The organism is Litoreibacter roseus (genome assembly GCF_009811795.1).
GTDB classification, from domain to species: Bacteria; Pseudomonadota; Alphaproteobacteria; order Rhodobacterales; family Rhodobacteraceae; genus Litoreibacter; species Litoreibacter roseus.
On sequence record NZ_BLJE01000004.1, the window covers coordinates 190204 to 211629 of the forward strand.

Below are 21426 nucleotides of genomic sequence, written 5' to 3' on the forward strand. Positions count from 1 at the left end.
ATACAATTGGGGTAAGTCGCCACCAAGATTCATAGACCGAAGCGAGAACCATTCATGGCCGATATCATCTACACCAAAGTGGACGAAGCACCTCAGCTTGCATCTGCGTCTCTTTTGCCGATCATTCAGAAGTTCCTCAGCGCTGCGGATCTGAGTGTGGAAACGCGCGATATTTCACTGGCGGGACGGATCATTGCGTCTTTCCCGGAGGTGTTGACCGACGCGCAGCGCCAGTCGGATGCGCTTGCCGAATTGGGCGAGTTGGTGAAAACGCCAGAAGCCAATGTGATCAAGTTGCCCAATATCTCGGCGTCGGTCCCGCAGCTTGTGGCGGCGGTCAAGGAATTGCAGGCGCAGGGTTACGCGCTGCCTGACTACCCCGAGGATCCGCAGACCGACGCGGAAAAGGATGTGCGGGCGCGCTATGATGCGGTCAAAGGCTCTGCGGTGAACCCTGTCCTGCGGGAAGGCAACTCGGATCGCCGGGCGCCTGCCGCTGTGAAGGCCTTTGCGCAGGCCAACCCCCACCGGATGGGGGTTTGGGACAGCGCCAGCAAGACGCGGGTCGCGACCATGGGCGCGAATGATTTCCGGTCAAACGAACAGTCCGTCACGCTGGACGACGCCGCGACCCTTCGGATCGAGTTGGACACCGGCAACGGCGTAACCGTCCTGAAAGACGGTCTGGATATGCCCGCTGGCACCATCGTGGATTCCACATTCATGTCTGCCAAGGCGCTGAAGGCTTTCTATGACAAGACGATTGCCGATGTGGCCCAAGAGGGCACGCTTTACTCGCTGCACATGAAAGCAACGATGATGAAGGTGTCGGACCCGATCATCTTTGGCCATTGCGTCCGTCAGTATCTGGCGCCCGTGTTCGAAAAGCACGGTGCGGCCTTTGAGGCCGCCGGTGTCACGCCCAATGCGGGGCTTGGCGTCATGCTGGAGAAGATTGGCGAGATGGACAACGGGCAGGCGATCCTGAGCGAGATCGACGCGACGCTGGCTGATCGTCCACCGCTTTACATGGTGAACTCCGACAAGGGCATCACCAACCTGCATGTGCCCTCTGATGTGATCATCGATGCGTCCATGCCCGCTGTGATCCGGGCCGGGGGCAAGGGTTGGGGACCAGATGGTGAGGAACACGACACGACCTGCGTGATCCCTGACAGCTCATACGCCGGGGTCTATTCCGAGACGATCGATTACTTCAAAGAGACAGGCGCCCTTGATCCCGCAACGGCGGGGACGGTTCAGAACGTCGGTCTGATGGCGCAGAAGGCTGAGGAATACGGCTCACACCCGACAACGTTCGAGATCGCCGAAGCGGGTACGGTCCGGGTGATGAATGGCGACACGGAACTGATGAGCCATGCGGTCGAGGCGGGCGATATCTGGCGCATGGCCTCGGCCCGCAAGGCGCCGATTGAAAACTGGGTGGAGCTTGCGATTGAACGGCAGGCCGCCGAGAATTGTCAGGCAATCTTCTGGCTCGACAGCACCCGCGCCCATGACGCGGAACTGATCAAATACGTCGAACCGATGCTTGCGGCAAAGGGTGTCTCGGACAAGTTCGAGATCATGGCGCCGATCCCGGCCACACGCGCGTCGCTTGAGACGATCCGCGCGGGCAAGACCAGCATCGCGATCACCGGCAACGTTTTGCGGGATTATCTGACCGACCTTTTCCCGATCCTTGAGGTGGGCACTTCCGCCAAGATGCTGTCTGTGGTGAAACTGATGCAAGGCGGCGGTCTGTTCGAGACCGGTGCAGGCGGGTCCGCCCCGAAGCACGTCCAGCAATTGGTCGAGGAAAATCATCTGCGGTGGGACAGTCTGGGCGAATTCTGCGCGCTGGGCGAAAGCCTTCGTTTTGCCGAAGGGTCCAAGGCGTCCGTGATGGGACAGGCTGTGGATGCAGCGACCGAAAAGCTGCTGGCGGAGGGGAAGAGCCCCGGCCGGAAAGTGGGACAGGATGACAACCGCGCCTCCCATTTTCACTTTGCGCTCTACTGGGCCGAAGCGTTGGCTGAACAGACTGAAGATGCGGCGTTGGCAGAGACTTTCGCGCCCCTTGCCAAGGCTTTGTCCGAGAATGCCGAGACGATCCTGGCCGAGTTGAAAGCAGGGGCGGGTTCGCCGGTTGATCTGGGCGGATACTTCAACACCGACCCCAAGAAGACAGCTGCGGTGATGCGTCCGTCCAAGACCTTCAACGGGCTGATCGACTAGTTCGATATTGGTGCGCGCCTCAGCCGAGTGGCTGGCTGAGGCGCTACATTGTGCAAAAGGCAGTAGCGCGCTTGGAGATCGCTACCGCATGTCTTCGCACAATGATTTCATTTTTGATCGTGATGCGACCAAGAGTTTCCCGTTCCGCCGTTCGACCAGTCCCTGATCCTGCATCCATTTCAGGGTTTTGTTGGTGTGGACAAGGGACAGCCCTGCCAGATCGGCCAAGGTTTCCTGTGTGACGTTCAGGACGCGGCCATCTCGTCCAGCTGACGCGTCAGCGCTGAGCCGGACGTCAAGGCGCCACAGCATGTTTGCCAATCGCTCGACCGCGCTGCGTCGCCCCAGATCAGTTATGGAGACGCGCAACTCCTCCGCGTCGGCCTCGTGCACCCGGACGAAGATATCCAAGGTTTCCAGCCGCTGATCTGCCAGATCGATCCGGATCAAATCTGCCGTGACGTCTGTTAAGGCCTCAATGTTGCTCGTGGTTGCTTGGTCTCCGGTGGCCGAAGGTAAGATGATATCACCGGGCAGAACGAATTCGCTGATCTGCCGGGCCCCGGAGGTCAGATATTGGGACCGCGCAATCCATCCGTCGACAACCAAAAGCATGTCCGCCAAGTGTGTCCCACGACGAACAAATGTCCGCCCGGCGGCAATACGGATTGTCCGGCGTGGGCGGGACATCAAATATGCCAGATGATCTGGTGGCATATCGTATTTGGCCGCAATGTGGCGTTTCCGCGGGATCACGTCGTTCATGACGTCGGATGCCGTGCCGTCAGACACCGCGTCCATGGGACCATCGCTCTGTAAGTCGTCAGATTTCACGTCGAACCGCCGATTGTAATGAAACACTCGCGAAGAGATCGACAGCGCAGACAAACGCCCCCGACTTCTCGCCAAACAAATTTATACTCAATTTTGATACTTGGGATCGGGCGTGATCGCTTAGGTGGAGAGCCGCACCCGTCGGCCATGATATGTGGTCTGCAGATGCAGGCAAAACCGCGCAAGGCTCTGTGATAGATCAGTAAATCCTGAGTTTTTCCGCAATGTCCTGCGGATCAATGTCCCATCTGTAACATTTTGCATAAGCGAAATGTCGGAGGCTCCATTGAAATCTATAGGTGGATACCACGTACGTATATTATACATATGACGTAGCACTATGCATATGACATAGGGTGGGCCTTCACGGCGGCGCATCCCATCTAACCGGAAAGGCCGTAAGGCGAACCCGCCTTTGCACCGCGATGGATTACACACGAGACGATCTCAACACTTGCGACCTGGAGCAGGTTCACCTGATTGGATCCATTCAGCCGATCGGTTGTCTGATCGTGGCGGATGTGGCGTCCGGTCGGATTACCCATCTCAGCGAGAATGTCGAAACGGAACTGGGATGGCCGCTGGACACCTTGCTGGACGCCCCGTTGGCGGTACTGCTTGGGGAAGCAGGCCAGCAGGATCTCATGCACGAGGCGGTTCGCCTTCCGGGCGACATGCTTGTCCAGCCACGTACGACCTATCTGAAACATCCCGACGGCGGCGAAGACACGCGGGTCACCCATCTGACACATCTGGCGGCTGATCATCTGTATCTGGAGATTTTTCTCAACGATATCTCCGGGCGCCGTCCCGACAATCAATACGAGATGCGCCAGCACGCCATCAATGCGCTGCGGACGCTCGACAGCGTGGAAGATTTCAGTGAGACGGCGGTGCGCGTTCTGCGGGCCACAACCGGCTATGCGCGGGTGATGTGCTACAAGTTTCACAGCGATGGCCACGGCGAGGTGATTGCTGAGGATACGGATCTGGAGAACCGCTATCTGGGTCTGCATTACCCGGCGACCGATATCCCGCAACCGGCGCGGCGGCAGTTCTCGCTGAACAAGGTGCGCATCATTGCTAATGTTCAGGACGTACCCGTGGGCATCAGGGCGGCGGATCGGGGCGCAGGTCAGCTGGATCTGTCATTTTCGAAGCTGCGCGCGGTGTCGCCCATCCACCTGAAGTACCTGTCGAACATGGGGGTGGACGCGACGCTTGTGCTGCCGCTCATGGTCGAAGAGCAATTGTGGGGTTTGCTTGTCTGTCACCATGACGGTCCCAAGTCATTGTCCGCGATCGAGTTGCATGCCGCAGAGCTGACGGCGCAGGTCGTTGAGTTGTTTTTCGAGAGCATCATCCGGACCGAGCGGGACCGGTGGGTGATCAAGGCGCAGGAGCTTGCGTTCGATTTGTCCAAGCCGGGTTCTGCGAATGTGGATTTGGCAGAGATCGCAGAAAGCCTCGGGACACGGTTTCAGCTGGATGCCGTTGCCGCCCGGATCAACGACCAGTGGTTGCCGCTGTGGAACTGGTCCGGAGGCGAGGCGGATTTCCGGAAACTGCATCAGGCGTGCGCGGACGGGGTGTTCGTGACGGACAAGCTCTCGGATTTTATGGATCTGCCAGAAGACGTGGCCCGTCAGGTTTCGGGCTGTGCATTCCTTTCGATTGATGCGGATCGGGACGAGTATTTCGTCTTGGCCCGGCAGGAATTCCGCCGCAATGTGGCATGGGCCGGTGCACCCACCAAACCCACCGGATACGACACCGAGGGGCGTCCGATCCTGGAGCCGCGCGCGTCCTTCGGGCGTTGGAGCGAACAGGTCTTGGGCAAGTGCCGCCCGTTTAGTGCAAATGATACGCTGGCCTTTGGTGTGATCGTCCAGTCGTTGCGTGCGCTGATCGCATCCCGGCGCGCGATCAGCCTGACAACGGCCAAGCGGGAGCTGGAAGAGATGCAGTCCGAACTGCGCAATCAGCTTCTGAACACTGCGCGCTCTGCCTCGCTCGGGGAACTGGCGGCGGCCATTGCCCATGAACTGAACCAGCCGCTTACGTCGATCAGCAATTTCGTTTCGGCCAGTCGTATTCTGCTGAGCAACGATGAGACCTCGGAGCGGGGCAGGGTGATTGATCTGATGGACAACGCCGTGTCCGAAGCGCAGCGCGCGGGCCAAATCGTGCATCACCTGCGCAACCTTATGCGGCCCGGGTTCGAGCGGCGCGTGGATTTTGACGTGAAAACCATGCTGGAACAGGCCGCGCGATTGGCCCTGACCAGCAGCAAGCAAGGCGGGGTGGAACTTGATCTGGATATATCCGACACCTTGCCTATGATCTACGGCGACAAGGTGCAGCTTGAGCAGGTTGTCTTCAATCTCGTGCGCAACGCGGTCGAAGCGATGGAAGGGCATCCGGACCGAAAGCTCACCGTTTCTGCTGACCTAAAGTCCCCGCATCTGTTGCAGGTCATTGTGGAGGATACCGGGCCAGGGATCGCGCCGGAGTTCGTCCCGACGCTGTTTGAAGCCTTCCGGACCAGCAAGGCAGGGGGCATGGGCATCGGCCTGTCGCTCTGTCGCTCAACGGTCGAGGCACATAACGGGCAGATCTGGGGCGAGAACACAGGTACAGGCGCTCGGTTCGGGTTTACCATTCCGACCAGTGGGAAAGAGAGCTCCGATGAAAGATGAAAAGCGCGTCGCGATCGTAGATGATGACCCTTCGGTGCTTGAGTCCACCTCGGCGCTGCTGGAATCCATGGGGTATCGCACGCAAACCTACACCTCGGCCGAGGCCTTTCTGGACGAGGGGCAAGACAGCGACGTGCAGTGCATTGTGCTGGATGTGCGGATGCCCGGGATGGGCGGGCTGGATCTACAGGAGCGGCTGAATGAGATGGGCGACGCGCCCCCGATCATTTTCATCACCGCCCATGGGGACATTCCTATGGCGGTATCCGCAGTTCGGGCGGGCGCGGCGGATTTCATCGAAAAACCCTTCACCGCCGATCTTCTGGTCACGGCCATAGAATTTGCGCTTCGTTACAAGCCAGTGACTGTCGACAAGAAGCGATCCCGTGAACAGGCTGAACTCAGGCTCACCCGCCTCACCGATCGCGAGCGTGAAGTGTTCAACCTGATCGTGCTGGGTGAGACAAATAAGTCCATCGGGCGCACTTTGGGGATCAGCCCGCGCACGGTCGATGTCCACAGGCAGCGCGTGCGTGAGAAACTGGAGGCAGAGCGGCTGGCCGATCTGATCCGTCTCAAACAGGCCATCGACTGATACGGCTCTGTGCCAAGTACGCATTTTTCACGAATATGCCCTGAAAATACAGTGCGTTAGGATTGTAGCGAAGCCGCTTTTCCCTCTGACTCAGACTGTCTGCGCCGTTTTCGTGAAAGATGAACCCACCCACACTGCCGATACGCGATCACCTGACACACCGCCGGACATCTGGCTTGTGGCGACAGACAAATCTGTTCGATCCTCGATGGATGCGCTGTTGGGTTCATGGGACTTCGCCGTGCATGCCCACGCGACCGAAGCGCTTATCATCAAGGCCGCGCGCACTGATGATGTGCGACATCCTGACTGCCTGATCATCGACCGCCATTTGCTGCGCATGTCGCTTGAGGAGCTGATAGACGGTCTGCGCGAGGCAGGCATCACTGCGCCGGTGATCGTTGTGATGGGCAGTGCTGATGAAGTGCGCAGCTTCCGAACGTCGGATGTCAAATTTCTGGTCAAGCCCTACCAACCTCAGGAATTGCTGACGGCGGTGCGGGATGCGTTGGACGGTTTCGGATCGTCAGGTGGATAACGAGGCAGGGCATCCCTTAGACCTTGGTCGGAGTGACTCTCGGGCAGCCTGCTCCCTAGGGTGGAGCATCTGAAACACGGCGGAGGATGTATGATGGCGTGGAAGAAACCGGTCATTCGCGAAATCGAATGCGGCATGGAAATCAACATGTATGGCCCTGAGGGCGAAGAGCGCGAAAGCGACACACTGTTCTGAACAACGGCACGCGGATCAGCTGAGTGAGCCTCCGCGTGCATATTCTGGGCGCCGCTGCGGGTGGCGGGCTGCCCCAATGGAACTGCGGTTGCGAAAATTGTAACCTCGCCCGTGCAGGCGAGATACCTGCGCAGACCCAATCCTCAATTTCTGTTTCTGGCGATGGTGCGGCTTGGGCGATTGTGAACGCCTCGCCGGATATTCGCGATCAGCTTCGACTGGCGTCGCATCTTCATCCGACGGACCTGCGCGTGAGCCCTATAAAATCGGTCCTTTTGACGAATGGCGATATCGACCACATCGCGGGCCTTCTCACGCTGAGGGAACAACAGCCGTTCACCCTATTCGCGACGCGGGAAATTCAGAACGTGATCGCGGCCAACCCCGTTTTCGATGCGCTCGCCGCTGGTATTGTGGACCGTCGCGCCATTGCCTTGGATCAGCCTTTCGAGTTGGTTCCGGGTGTTATGGTGACGCTTTATGCCGTGCCGGGGAAGGTGCCGCTCTACCTAGAGGGGGACGTGGTGGACACGCAGCTTCAGGGCGAACAGACGGTAGGGGTTCATCTGGAAAGCGCTGCGCAATCGGTGCACTACATTCCAGGCTGCGCCGCGCTGAGCGACGATTTGCGCACGCGCATTGATGGGTCGGACCTGGTTCTTTTCGATGGTACTCTTTGGGAAGATGATGAGATGGTCCGGGCCGGGCTCAGTCAAAAGACAGGCGCGCGTATGGGGCATATGTCGATGGCGGGTCCCCGCGGTTCCATTGCCGCCTTTGACAGGCTGCGGATCGGGCGGAAGGTGTTTGTTCACATGAACAATACGAACCCGGTCTTGCGCCCTGATGCTGCGGAACGCGCAAAGGCCGAGGCGCGGGGGTGGACCATCGGGCAAGACGGGATGGAGATCGAGCTATGACGGCTTCGCGCACAGCATTTGAAGATCGGCTGAGAGAGATTGGCCGTCAGCGCTACCACGACAAGCACCCGTTCCATCATCTTTTGCACTCAGGCGGATGCACTGCGGATCAGGTGCGTGCATGGGTGATCAACCGGTTCTACTATCAGGCCAGTATTCCGATGAAGGACGCTGCTTTCATGAGCCGGGTCGAGGATCCGGCACTGCGCCGGGCGTGGCGGTCCCGGATCGAGGATCACGACGGCACCGACGCGCAGGATGGCGGGATCGAGCGGTGGTTGCGGCTGGCCGATGCGGTGGGTCTGGATCGGGACTATGTCGCCAGCAAGGATGGTGTTCTGCCCGCCACGCGGTTTGCCGTGGACGCCTATGTCCGCTTCGTGCGCGACAAGAGCTTGTTGGAGGCCGTGGCGGCGTCCCTGACGGAATTGTTCGCGCCGAAGATACATGCGGCCCGGATCGAAGGGCTGTTGGCGAACTATGCCTTCGCCAATGAGAGAAGCCTGTCTTACTTCAAAAATCGGCTTGTCGAGGCGCCGAAGGATGTGGCGTTTGGTCTGTCCTGGGTGCTAGATTATGCGGATACGGCAGAAAAGCAGGACGCAGCGGCGGCAGCGCTGATCTTCAAGACCGACGTACTTTGGGCGCAGCTGGATGCGTTACATGCGGCCTATGTGGAGCCCGCGCGCCGTCCGCCGGGGGCGTGGGATCCGGGGACCTATCTGCGGGCCCACGCCGCAAAGGCATCATGACTTTGGAGGCCAATGACGTGCCGGTGATGCCTCGCGGGGTCAGATTGCATTTCGACAAGGTGCGGGACCGATGGGTCTTGCTCGCCCCGGAGCGGACCATCAGCCTCGACGAGATTGCGCTGGCCATTCACCGCGAAATCGATGGCATACGGAATTTTGAGGCTATCGTGGCCCGTCTGGCTGAAACGTACGAAGCCCCTACCGCTGAAATTGCCGAGGACGTGAGTGCCTATATTGCAGGCCTTGCGGATCGGCGGTTTCTGGATATCGCGCGATGAGTGCGCCGCCCCCCATTGCCATGTTGGCGGAACTGACCCACCGCTGTCCTCTGTCCTGCCCCTATTGCTCGAACCCTGTGGCGCTAACCCAGAAGTCGCAGGAATTGACCACTGATGTGTGGCTTGATGCCTTTCATCAGGCGGCAGAGTTGGGCGTATTGCAATTGCACTTGTCGGGGGGCGAGCCTGCCGCGCGCCGTGATTTGACCGAGCTGGTCGCCGGTGCACGGGCGGCGGGACTTTACACCAACCTCATAACCTCGGCGATCGGTTTGACGGAACAGCGACTGCGCGCCTTGGACGACGCGGGGTTGGATCATGTCCAGTTGTCCTTGCAGGGCACCGACCCGCAGATGGCGGACATGATCGGCGGCTACGATGGCGGGTTCAAACGCAAAATGCAGGCGGCCAGATGGATCAGCGATCTTGGGATTCCGTTGACGCTGAACACTGTGCTGCACCGAAAGAACCTGCACCAGCTTCCCCGTGCAATAGAGATGGCGCTGGAACTTGGCGCACGTCGGATCGAGGTTGCGATCGTGCAATTTCACGGCTGGGCGCTACAAAACAGGGCGGCCTTGATGCCAACAAAAGAACAGGCGGAAACGGCCGGGCGCGTTGTTGCTGAGGCGCGAGAGCGCCTGAAGGGTCGGTTGGTGCTGGATTATGTTCCGGCGGATTACCATTCGGGGACGCCGAAGCGCTGCATGGGTGGATGGGGCATGGTGGGTTTGAACATCGCGCCGGACGGATTGGTTCTGCCGTGTCATGCGGCACAGACCATTCCTGATCTGCAGTTCCAGTCCATCCGCGACACACCTTTGAGGGATATCTGGTATGATGGACCAGCCTTCAATGCTTACCGTGGCGACGCATGGATGCAGGAGCCGTGCAGGTCCTGCGATCTCAAGCACCGCGATTTTGCCGGATGCCGGTGTCAGGCCATGGCGCTTGCGGGTGATGCGTCCGCAACGGATCCCGTGTGCCATAAATCTCCGCTTAACGCTGCCATTCAGGCACGTCTTGCTGCCGACGAGCAGGCAGTCGAAAATGCGCTGGTCTACCGGAAGCTCTGAGCGCGACACTGGCTGCCGCATAACACCTATGCCAACGGGTTTACGTCCGGCGCAGGGCCCAACGTGAAGCTACAATTTGAAGGAGGCGCGCTGCATGTCGCACCCGAACACATCGCCTGAGCCGTGGCCGGATATTCCCTACGCGCCATGGGCGGAGACCGCTGTCGCGCTTCATCTCTGGACGCAGATCATGGGGAAGTACCGGCTGGCGCATACGCCGTGGCTCAACCATTCATGGCATGCGACGCTCTATGTGACGCCTCGCGGACTGACCACGGGGCTGGTGCCGGATCAGAGCGGGATGGTATCGTTGGCGCTGGATTTCCACGACGGGCTTTGCGTCGTCGAGACAGACGCAGGGGCGCGTGAGACGTTTCCGCTGGGCGCCATGGGCGTTTCCCAGTTTCAGGCCGGACTTCGCGACGCGGTTCGCGCCGTGGGCGGGACCTTTTCCATCCACGGGCGCCCGAATGAGATGAAGGATGCCGTTCCGTTCACCGAAGACACGATGCCCCGCCCCTATGATGGCGCCGCTGTTCTGCAGTTTCATCAGGCTTTGGTGCGGATCGAGCGGGTGTTTTCTCAGTTTCGGACCGGCTTCCTTGCGAAAGTGTCCCCCGTTCATCTGTTCTGGGGGTCTTTCGATCTGGCCGTGACGCGGTTTTCCGGGGCAGATGCGCCGCCGCATCCGGGCGGCGTGCCCAATCTACCAGACACCGTGACGCAGGAGGCCTATAGCCACGAAGTGTCATCAGCAGGGTTTTGGCCGGGTGCGGGTATCGGTGAACCGATGTTCTATTCCTACGCCTATCCGACACCCGAGACGTTTTCTCAGCAGCCCGTCGCGCCCGATGCAACTCGGTGGGATGCGGAACTCGGCGAATTCTTGCTGCCTTATGGGGCGGTTCGGGCATCGCCAAACCCGGACAAAACGCTGTTGGATTTCTTGACATCAACCTACGTGGCAGCCGCGAAATCTGGCGATTGGGACCGAAAAACGCTGGAATGCGACATGGGCGTGCCCGGTGTGCCGCGTGCAGTTTAATCGGCATATTTCAAGGAAAATGGCGGGCTTAGGGTTTTTGGTTAACGCGCGCCCAAGACGCCTCGAAACAATGCCATATGCTGGCCCTGATTGTGCCAAAATTCAAGGTGAGATCACCAACATGAAAGCCGTTCTGGGCGGGATGAGCAACCACATGGAAGTGGTGCTGCGCGAACGCGTCTTGCCAGAGCAAAAGAAGTCGAGCAACTAACATCAAGACAGCCCGTGGACGGACCGTCGGGCATTCTAAGGGGGCAAAGTTTTTGCAATGAAGAGAAGATCTATTCTTTCCGGATTGGCGGTCGGTGCAGGTCTGGGTGTGGCGACCCCGATGATGGCGCAAACTGCGCGGGTTCTGCGGTTGATCACGGACCTTCCCGACGACGGCGCGCGGCTGGCTGACCGCTTTGCGTTGGTGACGGATGGGCGCATTCAGCTTGAAATTACCGTGGTAGAGCCGTCTTCCGCGGTCGATCTCCGCAAGATTGTGAGCAATGGCAGTCAGGATATGTACCTGTCGTCCGAAGGGAACTTTATCGCGGAAGAGCCTGCGCTGGCCCTGTTCGCGGCGATGCCCAATGGTATGGCCCCCAATGAGTTGGAAGCTTGGGTCTATACCGCAGGTGGCGCGGATGTCTGGAACTCTTTCGGATTGGACTCCAAGATCAAGAACTACCTTGCAGGCGACACCGGTCCCATGCCGATCTGGAGCCGTGAGCCGATCTCGACCGTTGAGGGCGTCGGCGGTCCGATTGCAAGCGTCGGATCCGGATTGAAGCTTCTGGAGAAGCTCGGCGTGCCGTCAATGTCCCTGATGAACACCGATGATGTGACAAGCGCATTTGGTGTCGAAGGTATCCCGGCCTATGAAATGGTGAAACGGGGTCTCCATCAGGCTTTCCCCTATGTTTATGCGCCGAGTGCGGGCTTGCCGAACTCTTCTATTTCCTTGGGCGTCAACACCGATGTGCTGGCGGACATGGATGAGGCGGAAATCAGTCTGCTGGAAAAATGCGTCACGGCCCATAACGGACAGGTGCGCACGCAGGCTGCCTATCTGAACGCCAAGGCCTACGCAGAGATTTCGCAAGACATCACCATAGCAACATCTGCGCCTGCGTTCTGGGACGCGCAGGTTGCTGCGGCGGAGGGGGTCATCAAAGATATCGAGGTGCTGGACGAGAAACGGCTGAAGGCTGTCGAGGCCTATATCTACTTCCTCAAGGATGTCGCCGGATGGAGTGACATCGGCGAAGCCTCATATTTCGCAAGCCGTAAACGCGTTCTGTCAGACGTGCTGTGATACAGCACTTGGAGTGACCCTTATGTCGAATAACACATCTCAAAAAATCACAACGCGTCGCGGTCTTCTTGGTGCTGGTCTGGCGGGTATGGCCGGTGGTCTTGCTGCACCGTTGGTAGCGCAGACAGGTGGCGCGCGCACGATCCGCATGGCGACCTCTTGGCCCAAGGATCTGGGGGGTCTGGCGGACAGCGCTGCCCGTGTTGCCCAAACAATTACTCAGATGAGTGAAGGCAGCCTGAGTGTTGAAGTCTACGGTCCCGGCGAATTGGTCGGGGCCCTCGAAGTGCATGACGCGGCCGGAAACGGTGATATCGAAATGTATCATTCCGCCGAGTACTACTTCCAGCGCAAGCACCGTGGTCTGAACTTTTTCACCACTGTTCCACTTGGTTTGACCATGCTGGAACAGGCGTCTTGGCTGACTTACGGCGGAGGACAGGCACTTTGGGACGAGGTCAACGCGCAGTTCGGTGTGAAATCCCTGCCCGTCGGCGGCACGGGCGTTCAAATGGGTGGCTGGTTCGACAAACCGATCGAGTCTGTCGATGATTTCAACGGTTTGACGATGCGTATGCCGGGTCTAGGCGGGCAGGTCATCTCGGAGCTTGGCGCAGAGGCTGTTGTTTTGTCAGGCGGCGGCATCGTGAAGGCCCTGTTTGAGCAATCGATCAATGCAACCGAGTGGGTCGGGCCCTACAACGACCTTCATTTCGGGTTTCAGAAAATCCTGAGCACGTATGTTTATCCCGGTTTCCATGAGCCCGGGACCATGGCGGCTCTGGGGATGAACAAGGCATTCTGGGATGGCCTGAGCAGCCGGGAACAATCGATCATTCAGACGGCGACGGATGTTGAACTGTCCCTGCACTCGGCGGATTACTATGGCAACAACGGGTTGGCGCTGACGCAGATGATCAACGAATATGGTGTGCAGCCAACGCTCCTGCCCGATGATGTGTGGGACGCCATTGCAAAGAAATCGATGGAGGTTGTCTCCGGCGTTGCAAATGATGACGATCTGGCGCGCCGCATTTTCGAGAGCTTTGATGCGCACCGGTCTTTGATGTTTGGCGGCGCACCGTTTGATCAGGCGGAGTATCTTGCGCGGCGGTTCGGGTCGACGCCGCTGTGGTCAAACTACTCCTTCGAGCATCTGGAGCTTTAAGTCTCTTCCGCGACGGGTTGCATCAACTTGCGCCCGTCGCGGGACCTTTTGTAAAGCCGTTCGGATCACGGCGCGCTTGACCTTCGCCTTTCCCCCACCTAGACGCGGCGCTTTGTTTCACGTCGGGAGCGGTGGCCATGGTCGGTCAGAACACAGTCCTTGGAATAGATTTCGGGACATCCAACTCTGCCGCTGGCTTTCTGGCGGATGGGGCGCCGCGTCTTATCGAACTTGCCCCCGGTCGCACGACGATCCCCACCACATTTTTCTTCGACTTCGAAACCAGACAGACCTTAATCGGGGAGCCTGCAAATCAGGCTTTGCTGGATGGCGCGGAAGGCCGGTTCATGCGCGCATTGAAACGCGTGTTGGGTACGAGTCTAATGCACGAAAAACGACGGATCCTGAACGAGCAGGTGACCTTCGTTGATATCATCGCGCGGTTCCTGAATACGATCAAATCCCGTGCCGAGTTGGAGACCGGCTTGGTGTTCGACCGTGCGCTGTCGGGACGACCGGTGGTGTTCCACGGGGCGGGCGATCCGCGTGAGGCGCAGGCTGAGGCAGACTTACGGGCCTGCTATCTGACAGCCGGATTTCGGGACGTCGAGTTTCTGGCAGAACCAGCAGCAGCGGCCATCGCAAGCGGCGCGCTGGATCAATCGGGCGAGGTTGGATTGATCGTCGATATCGGGGGCGGGACATCGGATTTCTCGCTGTTCCGAAGTGGCGCGGACGGCGTCGATATTCTGGCGAATTACGGCGTGCGCATCGGTGGAACGGACTTTGACCGGGCGATCAACATTGATCGGGTGATGCCGCTGTTGGGCAAAGGAACGGCACTACGCAAGGTGATCGGTCCCGGACTGTCGCCTGTGCCGTTTGCGATCTTCAACGATCTGGCGACGTGGGAGAAAATTCCCTTTCTCTATACCGGCCAGAACCGTCGGATGGTCGAAGAGATGGTACGGTTGGCGGAGGTGCCAGAAAAACTGGGCCGACTTTCGACTGTACTCGAAGATGAGCTGGGTCATGATCTGGCCTTTGTAGTAGAGCGCGGGAAGATCGCGGCCAACAGTGGTGCAGGGACGGCTGTCATTGAATTGAGCGAGGTGGAGCGGGACCTCTTTGTGCCGCTGCCGTCTGACGTCCTGAGGCAGATCCTTGAACCTTACGCCAAGCAGCTACAGGGCGGGGCGCAGGAAATCCTGCGTCTCGCGGGCTTGGAAACGGGGCAAGTGGCTCGGGTCATCTACGTGGGAGGATCTAGCCTAATGTCGATTGTGTCCGATACAATGAAGGCCCAGTTTCCCGACGCCGAGCACGAGTTTACCGAGGTGTTTACAGCGGTCACGGACGGATTGGCCATCGCTTCCGGAAAGGTTTAGGTGCGAAGAGCAGGCGGGCTTTTTCAGTTTCTTATGCCCGTCCTCCCGAAGCGGTGCGCGTTTGCCAGACCGCTTCGAGAGAAGTGCAGGCTCTGTTATTCCGCCGGTTTGCTTTGACTGAGCAGGGCCGCCCTTTCGCTGTGCAGACCTTTCCAGATGCAGACGCACAGCAGCAGGAGCACGACCGCAAAAGGCAGGCCGGTTGAGATCACCATGGACTGAAGCGACGATAGCCCCCCGGCAGACAGGAGCAGTACGATTGCAACCGCCCCTTCAAAGGTACACCAGAACACACGCTGGGGCAGGGGCGCATCCACCTTGCCGCCCGCAGTGATCGTATCGATCACAAGCGACCCTGAATCTGACGATGTCACGAAGAACACGATCACCAGAATGATCCCGACAAGCGAGGTGACAGAGGCAAGTGGCAGGGCTTCGAGCATCCGGAAGAGTTTCAACTCAAGCGGCGCGCCGGTGACTGCTTGGTAGCCGTCCTGGATCACCTGCTGAATGGCCGTACCGCCGAAAACGCTCATCCAAAGCACGCAGACGAGTGATGGGATCAGCAGCACGCAGATCACGAACTCACGGACCGTGCGTCCCCGGCTAACCCGCGCGATGAACATACCAACGAAGGGTGACCAGCTGATCCACCATGCCCAGTAGAATGCCGTCCATCCTTGAACGAAGTTGGTGTCTTCGCGTCCGAAGGGCATGGAAAGCTCAGGCAGGTATTGGAAATACGCGCCAAGTGCACTCACGAACCCGGTCAGGATATCCAAGGTAGGCGCGACGGTCAGAACGAAGAGCAACAGCAATATTGCCAGACCCATGTTGATTTCCGACAGGATTTTGACACCACCGTCCAACCCGCGCACGACAGAGATCAGCGCAACGGCGGTGATGACTGTGATCAGCAAGACCAGCAATCCGTCGGAGTTCGTCACGCCACTGTCTTCGGTGTTGCCAAAGGCCATACCCAGAAAGGAGCGTGTGCCTTCTTCTGCGACGCCCGACCCAAAAAGCAGCGTCAGTCCGTTCGCTGCCTGCGTCGCGCCAAAGCCAAGGGATGTGGCAAGCCCGAAGAGCGTTGCGAATACAGCGAGCGTGTCGATGACGTGGCCGGTCCAGCCCCAGACCCGCTCGCCAAACAGGGGATAGAAGGCCGAACGGATCGTCAGCGGCAGGCCCTTGTTGTAGGAAAACAGCGCCAATGCCAGTGCGACCACGGCATACATGGCCCACGGGTGCAGTCCCCAGTGATAGATGGTTGCGGCCATGCCAAGGCGGACGGCCTCGGCTTCGTTTCCTTCGGCACCCCCAAGAGGTGCCCAGTCGGTGCGCACGCCGTTTTCAACGGCCGTTCCGCCCATCGCGCTGGAAAAATGGCTCATCGGTTCGGAGACGCCGTAGAACATCAACCCGATGCCCATGCCCGCCGCGAAGAGCATCGCAAACCATCCGATGTAGCCATAGTCGGGCGTTGCATCCGCGCCCCCAAGACGAACTGATCCGATGGGAAGTACAATCAGCAAGAGGCAGAAGAGCACGAAGATGTTGCCTGCCGAAAGGAAAAACCAGTCGAAATTCGTGGTTACGAACGTAAACATCGCCGAGAACATCGCGCCTGCCATATCGGGCAGGGCGAGCGTATAGAAAACAAAGGCCACAATCGAAATGCCCGAAATCATGAAAACCGGGTTGTGGATGTCAAACCCGAACGGCCCAACAGATCCGTCCACGTTATGTGTGCCAATCTCGTAGTCCGTATCGATTGGATGGTGGTGCCCGTCTGGGGTCGGAATGCCTTGATCGCCACTGACGTCCGTCATGTGCATCTCCCTGTGTTGTACCGGTCATATTAAGAACGCGCAGGCGGCGCGAATGCTTCGTCAAACGACGCGACAGTGCTTGAAGACGACACGGTTGATTGCTTTCAGACTACCAGAGGACCGGGTTCAGAACAAATCCAGCAGCTTATGCGAATGCCCAACGTCGGTGCCGGGCTGGGATGAGTCGCGCGTCCGGCTTTGTATTTTGGATGTGTAGGGCGACAGAGATCGTATCGTTCGAACCCATAGAGTTGCTGCCATCCGACATCGTTCTAGGTCATTTCACAGGAACAATGTCAGGAGGTCAGATATGACGCAGGACACCGAACGGCCCGGCAATCGGCTAAAAGACAGGCCAGAATATGCCAGTAAATCCAAACCGTTGACCCGGGGGCCGGATGACAGCGTCTTGGAAGCGGTCGCCGCGATGTCTGACAAGAACTATGGCTGTGTGATCATCGTCGATCCGGCAGACCAGGTCATCGGTGTGGTCACTGAGCGGGACATCATGAACAAGCTGGTCGCCAAGGGGCTGGATGCCAGCAAGACAAAGCTGCGTGATCTGATGACCGAGAACCCGCGTCTGGCGCGAGAGGAAGATGATTTCGTGGATTGGTTGCGCATGATGTCAAACGAGCGCTTCCGCCGCCTGCCCGTGGTCGACGGTGACGGCAAGATAAAGGCGGTTTTCACTCAGGGTGACTTCGTATCCTACACGTGGCCCGACCTCATGTATCAGATGGGGCAGATGGCAAAGGCGAGCGTCGCTAAGAACTTCCACTACTATTTGATCGGTGGTGGTCTTCTTATCTACACGGTCGCGATTTTGATTGTTCTGCGGTCGATCTAAGCGTGTTGGTCATTGTGACAGGCGCGCAACCTCTGAATGGCGGGGGCAATTGGTCATATGGTCGTTCACCAGACCGCAGGCCTGCATGAAAGCATAGACAATCGTCGGCCCACAGAATTTGAACCCCGCCTTCTTCAGGTCCTTCGACATTCGTGTACTCAGATCGGTGGCCGCCGGGACATTAGACATGGATTGGAAGTCATTCTGGATCGGCTGGTGATCGACATAATCCCAGATGAACCGATCAAACCCGCCGTTCTGCTCGGCCGCCTGCCAAGCCTGTGCATTGGTTATCGTCGCCGCAATTTTCCCCCGATGGCGAATGATACCGGGGTTTTGAAGTAGTTTCTCAATCTGGGGTTCACCCCAAGTGGCAATCTTGTCTGGGTCGAAGCCCTCAAATGCCTCCCTGAAATTCTCCCGCTTCTTGAGAATGGTGATCCAGTTGAGCCCGGCCTGAAACCCTTCAAGTACGAGCATTTCCCACAGCATCCGGCTGTCTCGCTGGGGCACGCCCCATTCGGCGTCGTGATATTCCACGTAGATATCTTCGGTGCCGCACCAACTGCATCGCTCCATATTAGCCCCTGCCATTTTTCCCGTCCTCCCGCATCTTTTCAATTTGAACAAAGATAGAACTTTAACCCGCGTTTAAACGGTTGGGCGGTAGACAGCAGCAACAAACTTCGGAGGTCGGACAATGTGGCAACCTGGTCATCCTGCGGAAAGCGAGAGCCCGCTCGCGACCGCGATTGCCATGCGCGACGCAGGAATGATGGAGACCGTGAAAACGGCCTTGCGTCTTGATCGCGTTGCCCTTGCGTTTCAACCTGTTGTTCGAAGCGGCGGCAACGGACGCCCTGCATTTTACGAAGCGCTTCTCAGAATTCGAGACGAAAAGGGACGCATTCTACCCGCTCAGGACTTCATCGAAGCGATTGAAACGCGCGAAGAAGGGCGGTTGATGGATTGTCTGGCGCTGAAGCATGGTTTGGCCGCGCTGGCCGCCGATCCGCAACTTCGGCTGTCGATAAATATGTCCCCCCGTACGATTGGATACCCCGCGTGGGAAGTGACATTGCATGCTGGGCTGACTGAAAATCCAACAGTGGCGGAACGTTTGATTATCGAGGTCACTGAAACCTCCGCCATGACAATGCCCGATCTGGTCAAGGATTTCATGGATCGGATGCATCTTTTGGGCGTGTCCTTTGCGCTGGATGATTTCGGCGCAGGCTATACGTCGTTTCGGCACTTCAAGGATTTTTTCTTCGACATTGTCAAAATCGACGGCAGCTTCTGCACGAGAATCGACGAAGATCGGGATAACCAGGTTTTGATGGCCGCGATGGTCTCTATCGCGCGCCAGTTCGAAATGTTCGTCGTGGTCGAAGGCGTGCAACGCCGCGAAGAGGCGGAATACCTCGCAAGTATCGGTGTCGAATGTCTGCAGGGCTATTACTTCGCGGCGCCTTCGATGACCTATCCGAAGGACGATCACCACGCGGCACCTTTGAACGCGACTGGATAAGTCCATACGACCAAAGGGCAGAACAGACTGTTTCCCAACCGCGTTGTATAGTTGAACCGACATTGGTAAATGCAGGGCTTCACCAGTGTGCCGCAGCGTCAGTCTGTTGAGAAGGCACACGCCCACATAGAGGCCGAAAGGACATCTCATGACCAATGTCGTAATCGCATCCGCCGCACGCACCCCCGTTGGAAGTTTTCTCGGAGGATTCGCCTCCACACCTGCACATGATCTTGGGAAAGCAGTCCTTGAAGCCGTGGTCGAGCGGGCCGGCGTCGATAAGTCCGAGGTGTCCGAGACGATTATGGGTCAGGTTTTGACCGGCGGGCAGGGACAGAACCCTGCGCGCCAAGCACATGTCAACGCGGGCCTGCCGATCGAAAGCTCTGCGTGGGGTATTAATCAGGTCTGCGGATCCGGGCTCCGGGCTGTCGCATTGGGTGCGCAGCACATCCAGCTTGGTGATTCTGATATCGTCGCTGCGGGTGGTCAGGAAAGCATGAGCCTCAGCCCCCATGTCGCGCATCTGCGCGCGGGCCAGAAAATGGGCGACATGAAATACATCGACTCGATGATCCGCGATGGCCTTTGGGATGCGTTCAATGGCTACCATATGGGGCAGACCGCAGAGAACGTCGCAGAAAAGTGGCAGATCAGCCGGGATACCCAGGACGAGTTCGCGGTCAGTTCCCAAAACAAGGCGGAAGCGGCTCAGAAGGCCGGTAAGTTTCAGGACGAAATCACACCGTATACCGTTCAGACGCGCAAAGGTGATGTTGTCGTTGATCAGGACGAATACATCCGCCACGGCGCAACAATCGAAGCCATGCAGAAACTCCGCCCTGCCTTCATCAAGGACGGTACGGTCACGGCGGCCAATGCATCCGGCTTGAACGACGGCGCCGCGGCTACACTGTTAATGACCGCCGACAACGCGGAAAAGCGGGGGATCGAACCGCTCGCGCGGATCGCGTCCTACGCGACGGCGGGGCTCGACCCGTCTATCATGGGGGTTGGCCCGATCCATGCGTCTCGCAAAGCGTTGGAAAAGGCGGGATGGTCTGTGGGCGACCTTGATCTGGTTGAAGCCAACGAGGCTTTTGCCGCACAAGCCTGCGCCGTGAACAAGGATATGGGCTGGGATCCCGAGATCGTAAACGTAAACGGCGGCGCGATCGCCATCGGTCACCCCATTGGCGCGTCAGGCTGCCGGGTTCTGAACACCCTGCTGTTCGAGATGAAGCGTCGCGACGTCAAGAAGGGCCTCGCAACGCTGTGTATCGGTGGTGGCATGGGCGTCGCCATGTGCGTCGAGCGCGGCTAGAAACCGACCGCGCGCTTGAAGGCGTTGCCGCCTTTTCAAGCGATACATCACAGTGCGGATCACCATCCCGGATGGGCAAACGTGATCCGCACGCTAGCTTATTTTCATACACGAAGAGGAGGAATGAATTATGGGACGTGTTGCCCTTGTCACTGGCGGATCTCGCGGAATCGGCGCGGCCATTGCGAAAGCTTTGAAAGCGGAAGGATACGATGTTGCTGCGACCTACGCAGGCAATGACGAGAAAGCGAAGGCTTTCACAGACGAAACAGGCATCAAAACCTATAAGTGGGATGTTGCCAGTTACGACGCGTGTAAAGACGGGATCGCTCAGGTCGAGGCTGATCTTGGCCCGGTCGAGGTTCTAGTGAACAACGCTGGTATCACGCGTGACGCGCCGTTCCACAAGATGACACCTGACCAGTGGTCCGAGGTAATGAACACAAACCTTTCGGGCGTTTTCAACATGACCCATCCGGTCTGGCCCGGCATGCGGGAGCGCAAATTTGGCCGGATCATTACGATCAGTTCAATCAATGGTCAAAAGGGGCAATTTGCGCAGGCCAACTATGCGGCAGCGAAGGCGGGCGACATCGGCTTTACGAAAGCTCTGGCGCAAGAGGGCGCGCGGGCCGGTATCACAGTGAATGTGATCGCACCGGGTTACATCAATACTGAGATGATGAGTACGATCCCTGAGAAAGTGATGAACGAAGTCATCCTGCCGCAAATTCCGGTTGGTCGTTTGGGCGAAGCAGAGGAAATCGCGCGTTGCGTGGTGTTCCTCGCCTCGGACGATGGCGGGTTCATTACAGGATCGACGCTGTCTGCAAACGGCGGTCAGTACATGGTCTAAAAGC

The 21426-nt window shown here is 58.3% G+C and carries 21 protein-coding genes; 18 read left to right on the plus strand and 3 right to left on the minus strand.

The window, feature by feature from the left end; genetic code table 11:
* The first annotated feature begins 54 nt into the window (after positions 1–54).
* The gene (locus KIN_RS16985; protein WP_159809298.1) at positions 55–2238 is read left to right on the plus strand and encodes an NADP-dependent isocitrate dehydrogenase; all 2184 of its coding nucleotides are present in this window, start codon (positions 55–57) and stop codon (positions 2236–2238) included.
* An 81-nt stretch (positions 2239–2319) separates the two neighbouring features.
* Here KIN_RS16985 and KIN_RS16990 read toward each other — a convergent pair whose 3' ends face one another.
* On the minus strand, positions 2320–3072 hold the full coding sequence (locus KIN_RS16990) for a Crp/Fnr family transcriptional regulator (protein WP_159809300.1): 753 nt from the start codon (positions 3070–3072) through the stop codon (positions 2320–2322).
* A gap of 425 nt (positions 3073–3497) precedes the next feature.
* On the opposite strand from KIN_RS16990, the gene KIN_RS16995 reads away from it, so the two are divergent.
* From KIN_RS16995 to KIN_RS17055, 13 genes are all read left to right on the plus strand, one after another.
* Entirely contained in the window at positions 3498–5771 is a 2274-nt protein-coding gene (locus tag KIN_RS16995; protein WP_159809302.1) for an ATP-binding protein, read from the plus strand.
* On the plus strand, positions 5761–6366 hold the full coding sequence (locus tag KIN_RS17000) for a response regulator transcription factor (RefSeq protein ID WP_159809304.1): 606 nt from the start codon (positions 5761–5763) through the stop codon (positions 6364–6366). The genes KIN_RS16995 and KIN_RS17000 overlap by 11 nt, the downstream gene beginning before the upstream one ends.
* A 112-nt stretch (positions 6367–6478) precedes the next feature.
* Positions 6479–6904 carry a response regulator gene (locus KIN_RS17005; protein WP_159809306.1) on the plus strand — a complete coding sequence of 142 codons (426 nt, stop codon included), beginning with the start codon at positions 6479–6481 and terminating at the stop codon, positions 6902–6904.
* Positions 6905–6997: 93 nt separating this feature from the next.
* A complete protein-coding gene (pqqA, locus tag KIN_RS17010; RefSeq protein ID WP_159809308.1) occupies positions 6998–7099 on the plus strand; it encodes a pyrroloquinoline quinone precursor peptide PqqA in 102 nt (33 codons plus the stop codon).
* Between the two features lie 23 nt (positions 7100–7122).
* Entirely contained in the window at positions 7123–8019 is an 897-nt protein-coding gene (pqqB, locus tag KIN_RS17015) for a pyrroloquinoline quinone biosynthesis protein PqqB (RefSeq protein ID WP_159809310.1), read from the plus strand.
* Positions 8016–8771 carry a pyrroloquinoline-quinone synthase PqqC gene (gene pqqC / locus KIN_RS17020; RefSeq protein WP_159809312.1) on the plus strand — a complete coding sequence of 252 codons (756 nt, stop codon included), beginning with the start codon at positions 8016–8018 and terminating at the stop codon, positions 8769–8771. The genes pqqB and pqqC overlap by 4 nt, the downstream gene beginning before the upstream one ends.
* On the plus strand, positions 8768–9049 hold the full coding sequence (gene pqqD / locus KIN_RS17025) for a pyrroloquinoline quinone biosynthesis peptide chaperone PqqD (protein WP_159809314.1): 282 nt from the start codon (positions 8768–8770) through the stop codon (positions 9047–9049). The genes pqqC and pqqD overlap by 4 nt, the downstream gene beginning before the upstream one ends.
* Positions 9046–10125 (plus strand): pyrroloquinoline quinone biosynthesis protein PqqE, encoded by a 1080-nt coding sequence (gene pqqE / locus KIN_RS17030; RefSeq protein WP_159809316.1) that lies wholly within the window; start codon positions 9046–9048, stop codon positions 10123–10125. The genes pqqD and pqqE overlap by 4 nt, the downstream gene beginning before the upstream one ends.
* Positions 10126–10219: 94 nt before the next feature.
* A complete protein-coding gene (locus tag KIN_RS17035; RefSeq protein ID WP_159809318.1) occupies positions 10220–11170 on the plus strand; it encodes a DUF5996 family protein in 951 nt (316 codons plus the stop codon).
* Positions 11171–11240: 70 nt separating this feature from the next.
* Positions 11241–11381 carry a hypothetical protein gene (locus KIN_RS17040; protein WP_159809320.1) on the plus strand — a complete coding sequence of 47 codons (141 nt, stop codon included), beginning with the start codon at positions 11241–11243 and terminating at the stop codon, positions 11379–11381.
* A gap of 57 nt (positions 11382–11438) precedes the next feature.
* The gene (locus KIN_RS17045) at positions 11439–12473 is read left to right on the plus strand and encodes a type 2 periplasmic-binding domain-containing protein (protein ID WP_159809322.1); all 1035 of its coding nucleotides are present in this window, start codon (positions 11439–11441) and stop codon (positions 12471–12473) included.
* Between the two features lie 22 nt (positions 12474–12495).
* Positions 12496–13641, plus strand: a complete 1146-nt coding sequence (locus tag KIN_RS17050; RefSeq protein WP_159809324.1) for a TRAP transporter substrate-binding protein — start codon at positions 12496–12498, stop codon at positions 13639–13641.
* A 137-nt stretch (positions 13642–13778) separates the two neighbouring features.
* Complete coding sequence (locus KIN_RS17055) at positions 13779–15029, plus strand: Hsp70 family protein (protein WP_159809326.1); 1251 nt, start codon at positions 13779–13781, stop codon at positions 15027–15029.
* A gap of 95 nt (positions 15030–15124) precedes the next feature.
* Here KIN_RS17055 and KIN_RS17060 read toward each other — a convergent pair whose 3' ends face one another.
* Positions 15125–16861, minus strand: coding sequence for a BCCT family transporter (locus tag KIN_RS17060; RefSeq protein ID WP_159809328.1), 1737 nt, complete (start codon positions 16859–16861; stop codon positions 15125–15127).
* 310 nt (positions 16862–17171) lie between these two features.
* On the opposite strand from KIN_RS17060, the gene KIN_RS17065 reads away from it, so the two are divergent.
* Positions 17172–17711 (plus strand): CBS domain-containing protein, encoded by a 540-nt coding sequence (locus KIN_RS17065; protein WP_159809330.1) that lies wholly within the window; start codon positions 17172–17174, stop codon positions 17709–17711.
* Positions 17712–17720: 9 nt separating this feature from the next.
* Here KIN_RS17065 and KIN_RS17070 read toward each other — a convergent pair whose 3' ends face one another.
* Positions 17721–18305 (minus strand): DNA-3-methyladenine glycosylase I, encoded by a 585-nt coding sequence (locus tag KIN_RS17070; protein ID WP_243144961.1) that lies wholly within the window; start codon positions 18303–18305, stop codon positions 17721–17723.
* Positions 18306–18411: 106 nt separating this feature from the next.
* On the opposite strand from KIN_RS17070, the gene KIN_RS17075 reads away from it, so the two are divergent.
* From KIN_RS17075 to phbB, 3 genes are all read left to right on the plus strand, one after another.
* The gene (locus KIN_RS17075) at positions 18412–19242 is read left to right on the plus strand and encodes an EAL domain-containing protein (protein ID WP_159809332.1); all 831 of its coding nucleotides are present in this window, start codon (positions 18412–18414) and stop codon (positions 19240–19242) included.
* 148 nt (positions 19243–19390) lie between these two features.
* The gene (locus KIN_RS17080) at positions 19391–20566 is read left to right on the plus strand and encodes an acetyl-CoA C-acetyltransferase (RefSeq protein ID WP_159809334.1); all 1176 of its coding nucleotides are present in this window, start codon (positions 19391–19393) and stop codon (positions 20564–20566) included.
* 130 nt (positions 20567–20696) lie between these two features.
* Complete coding sequence (phbB, locus tag KIN_RS17085; RefSeq protein ID WP_159809336.1) at positions 20697–21422, plus strand: acetoacetyl-CoA reductase; 726 nt, start codon at positions 20697–20699, stop codon at positions 21420–21422.
* Positions 21423–21426: the final 4 nt, after the last annotated feature.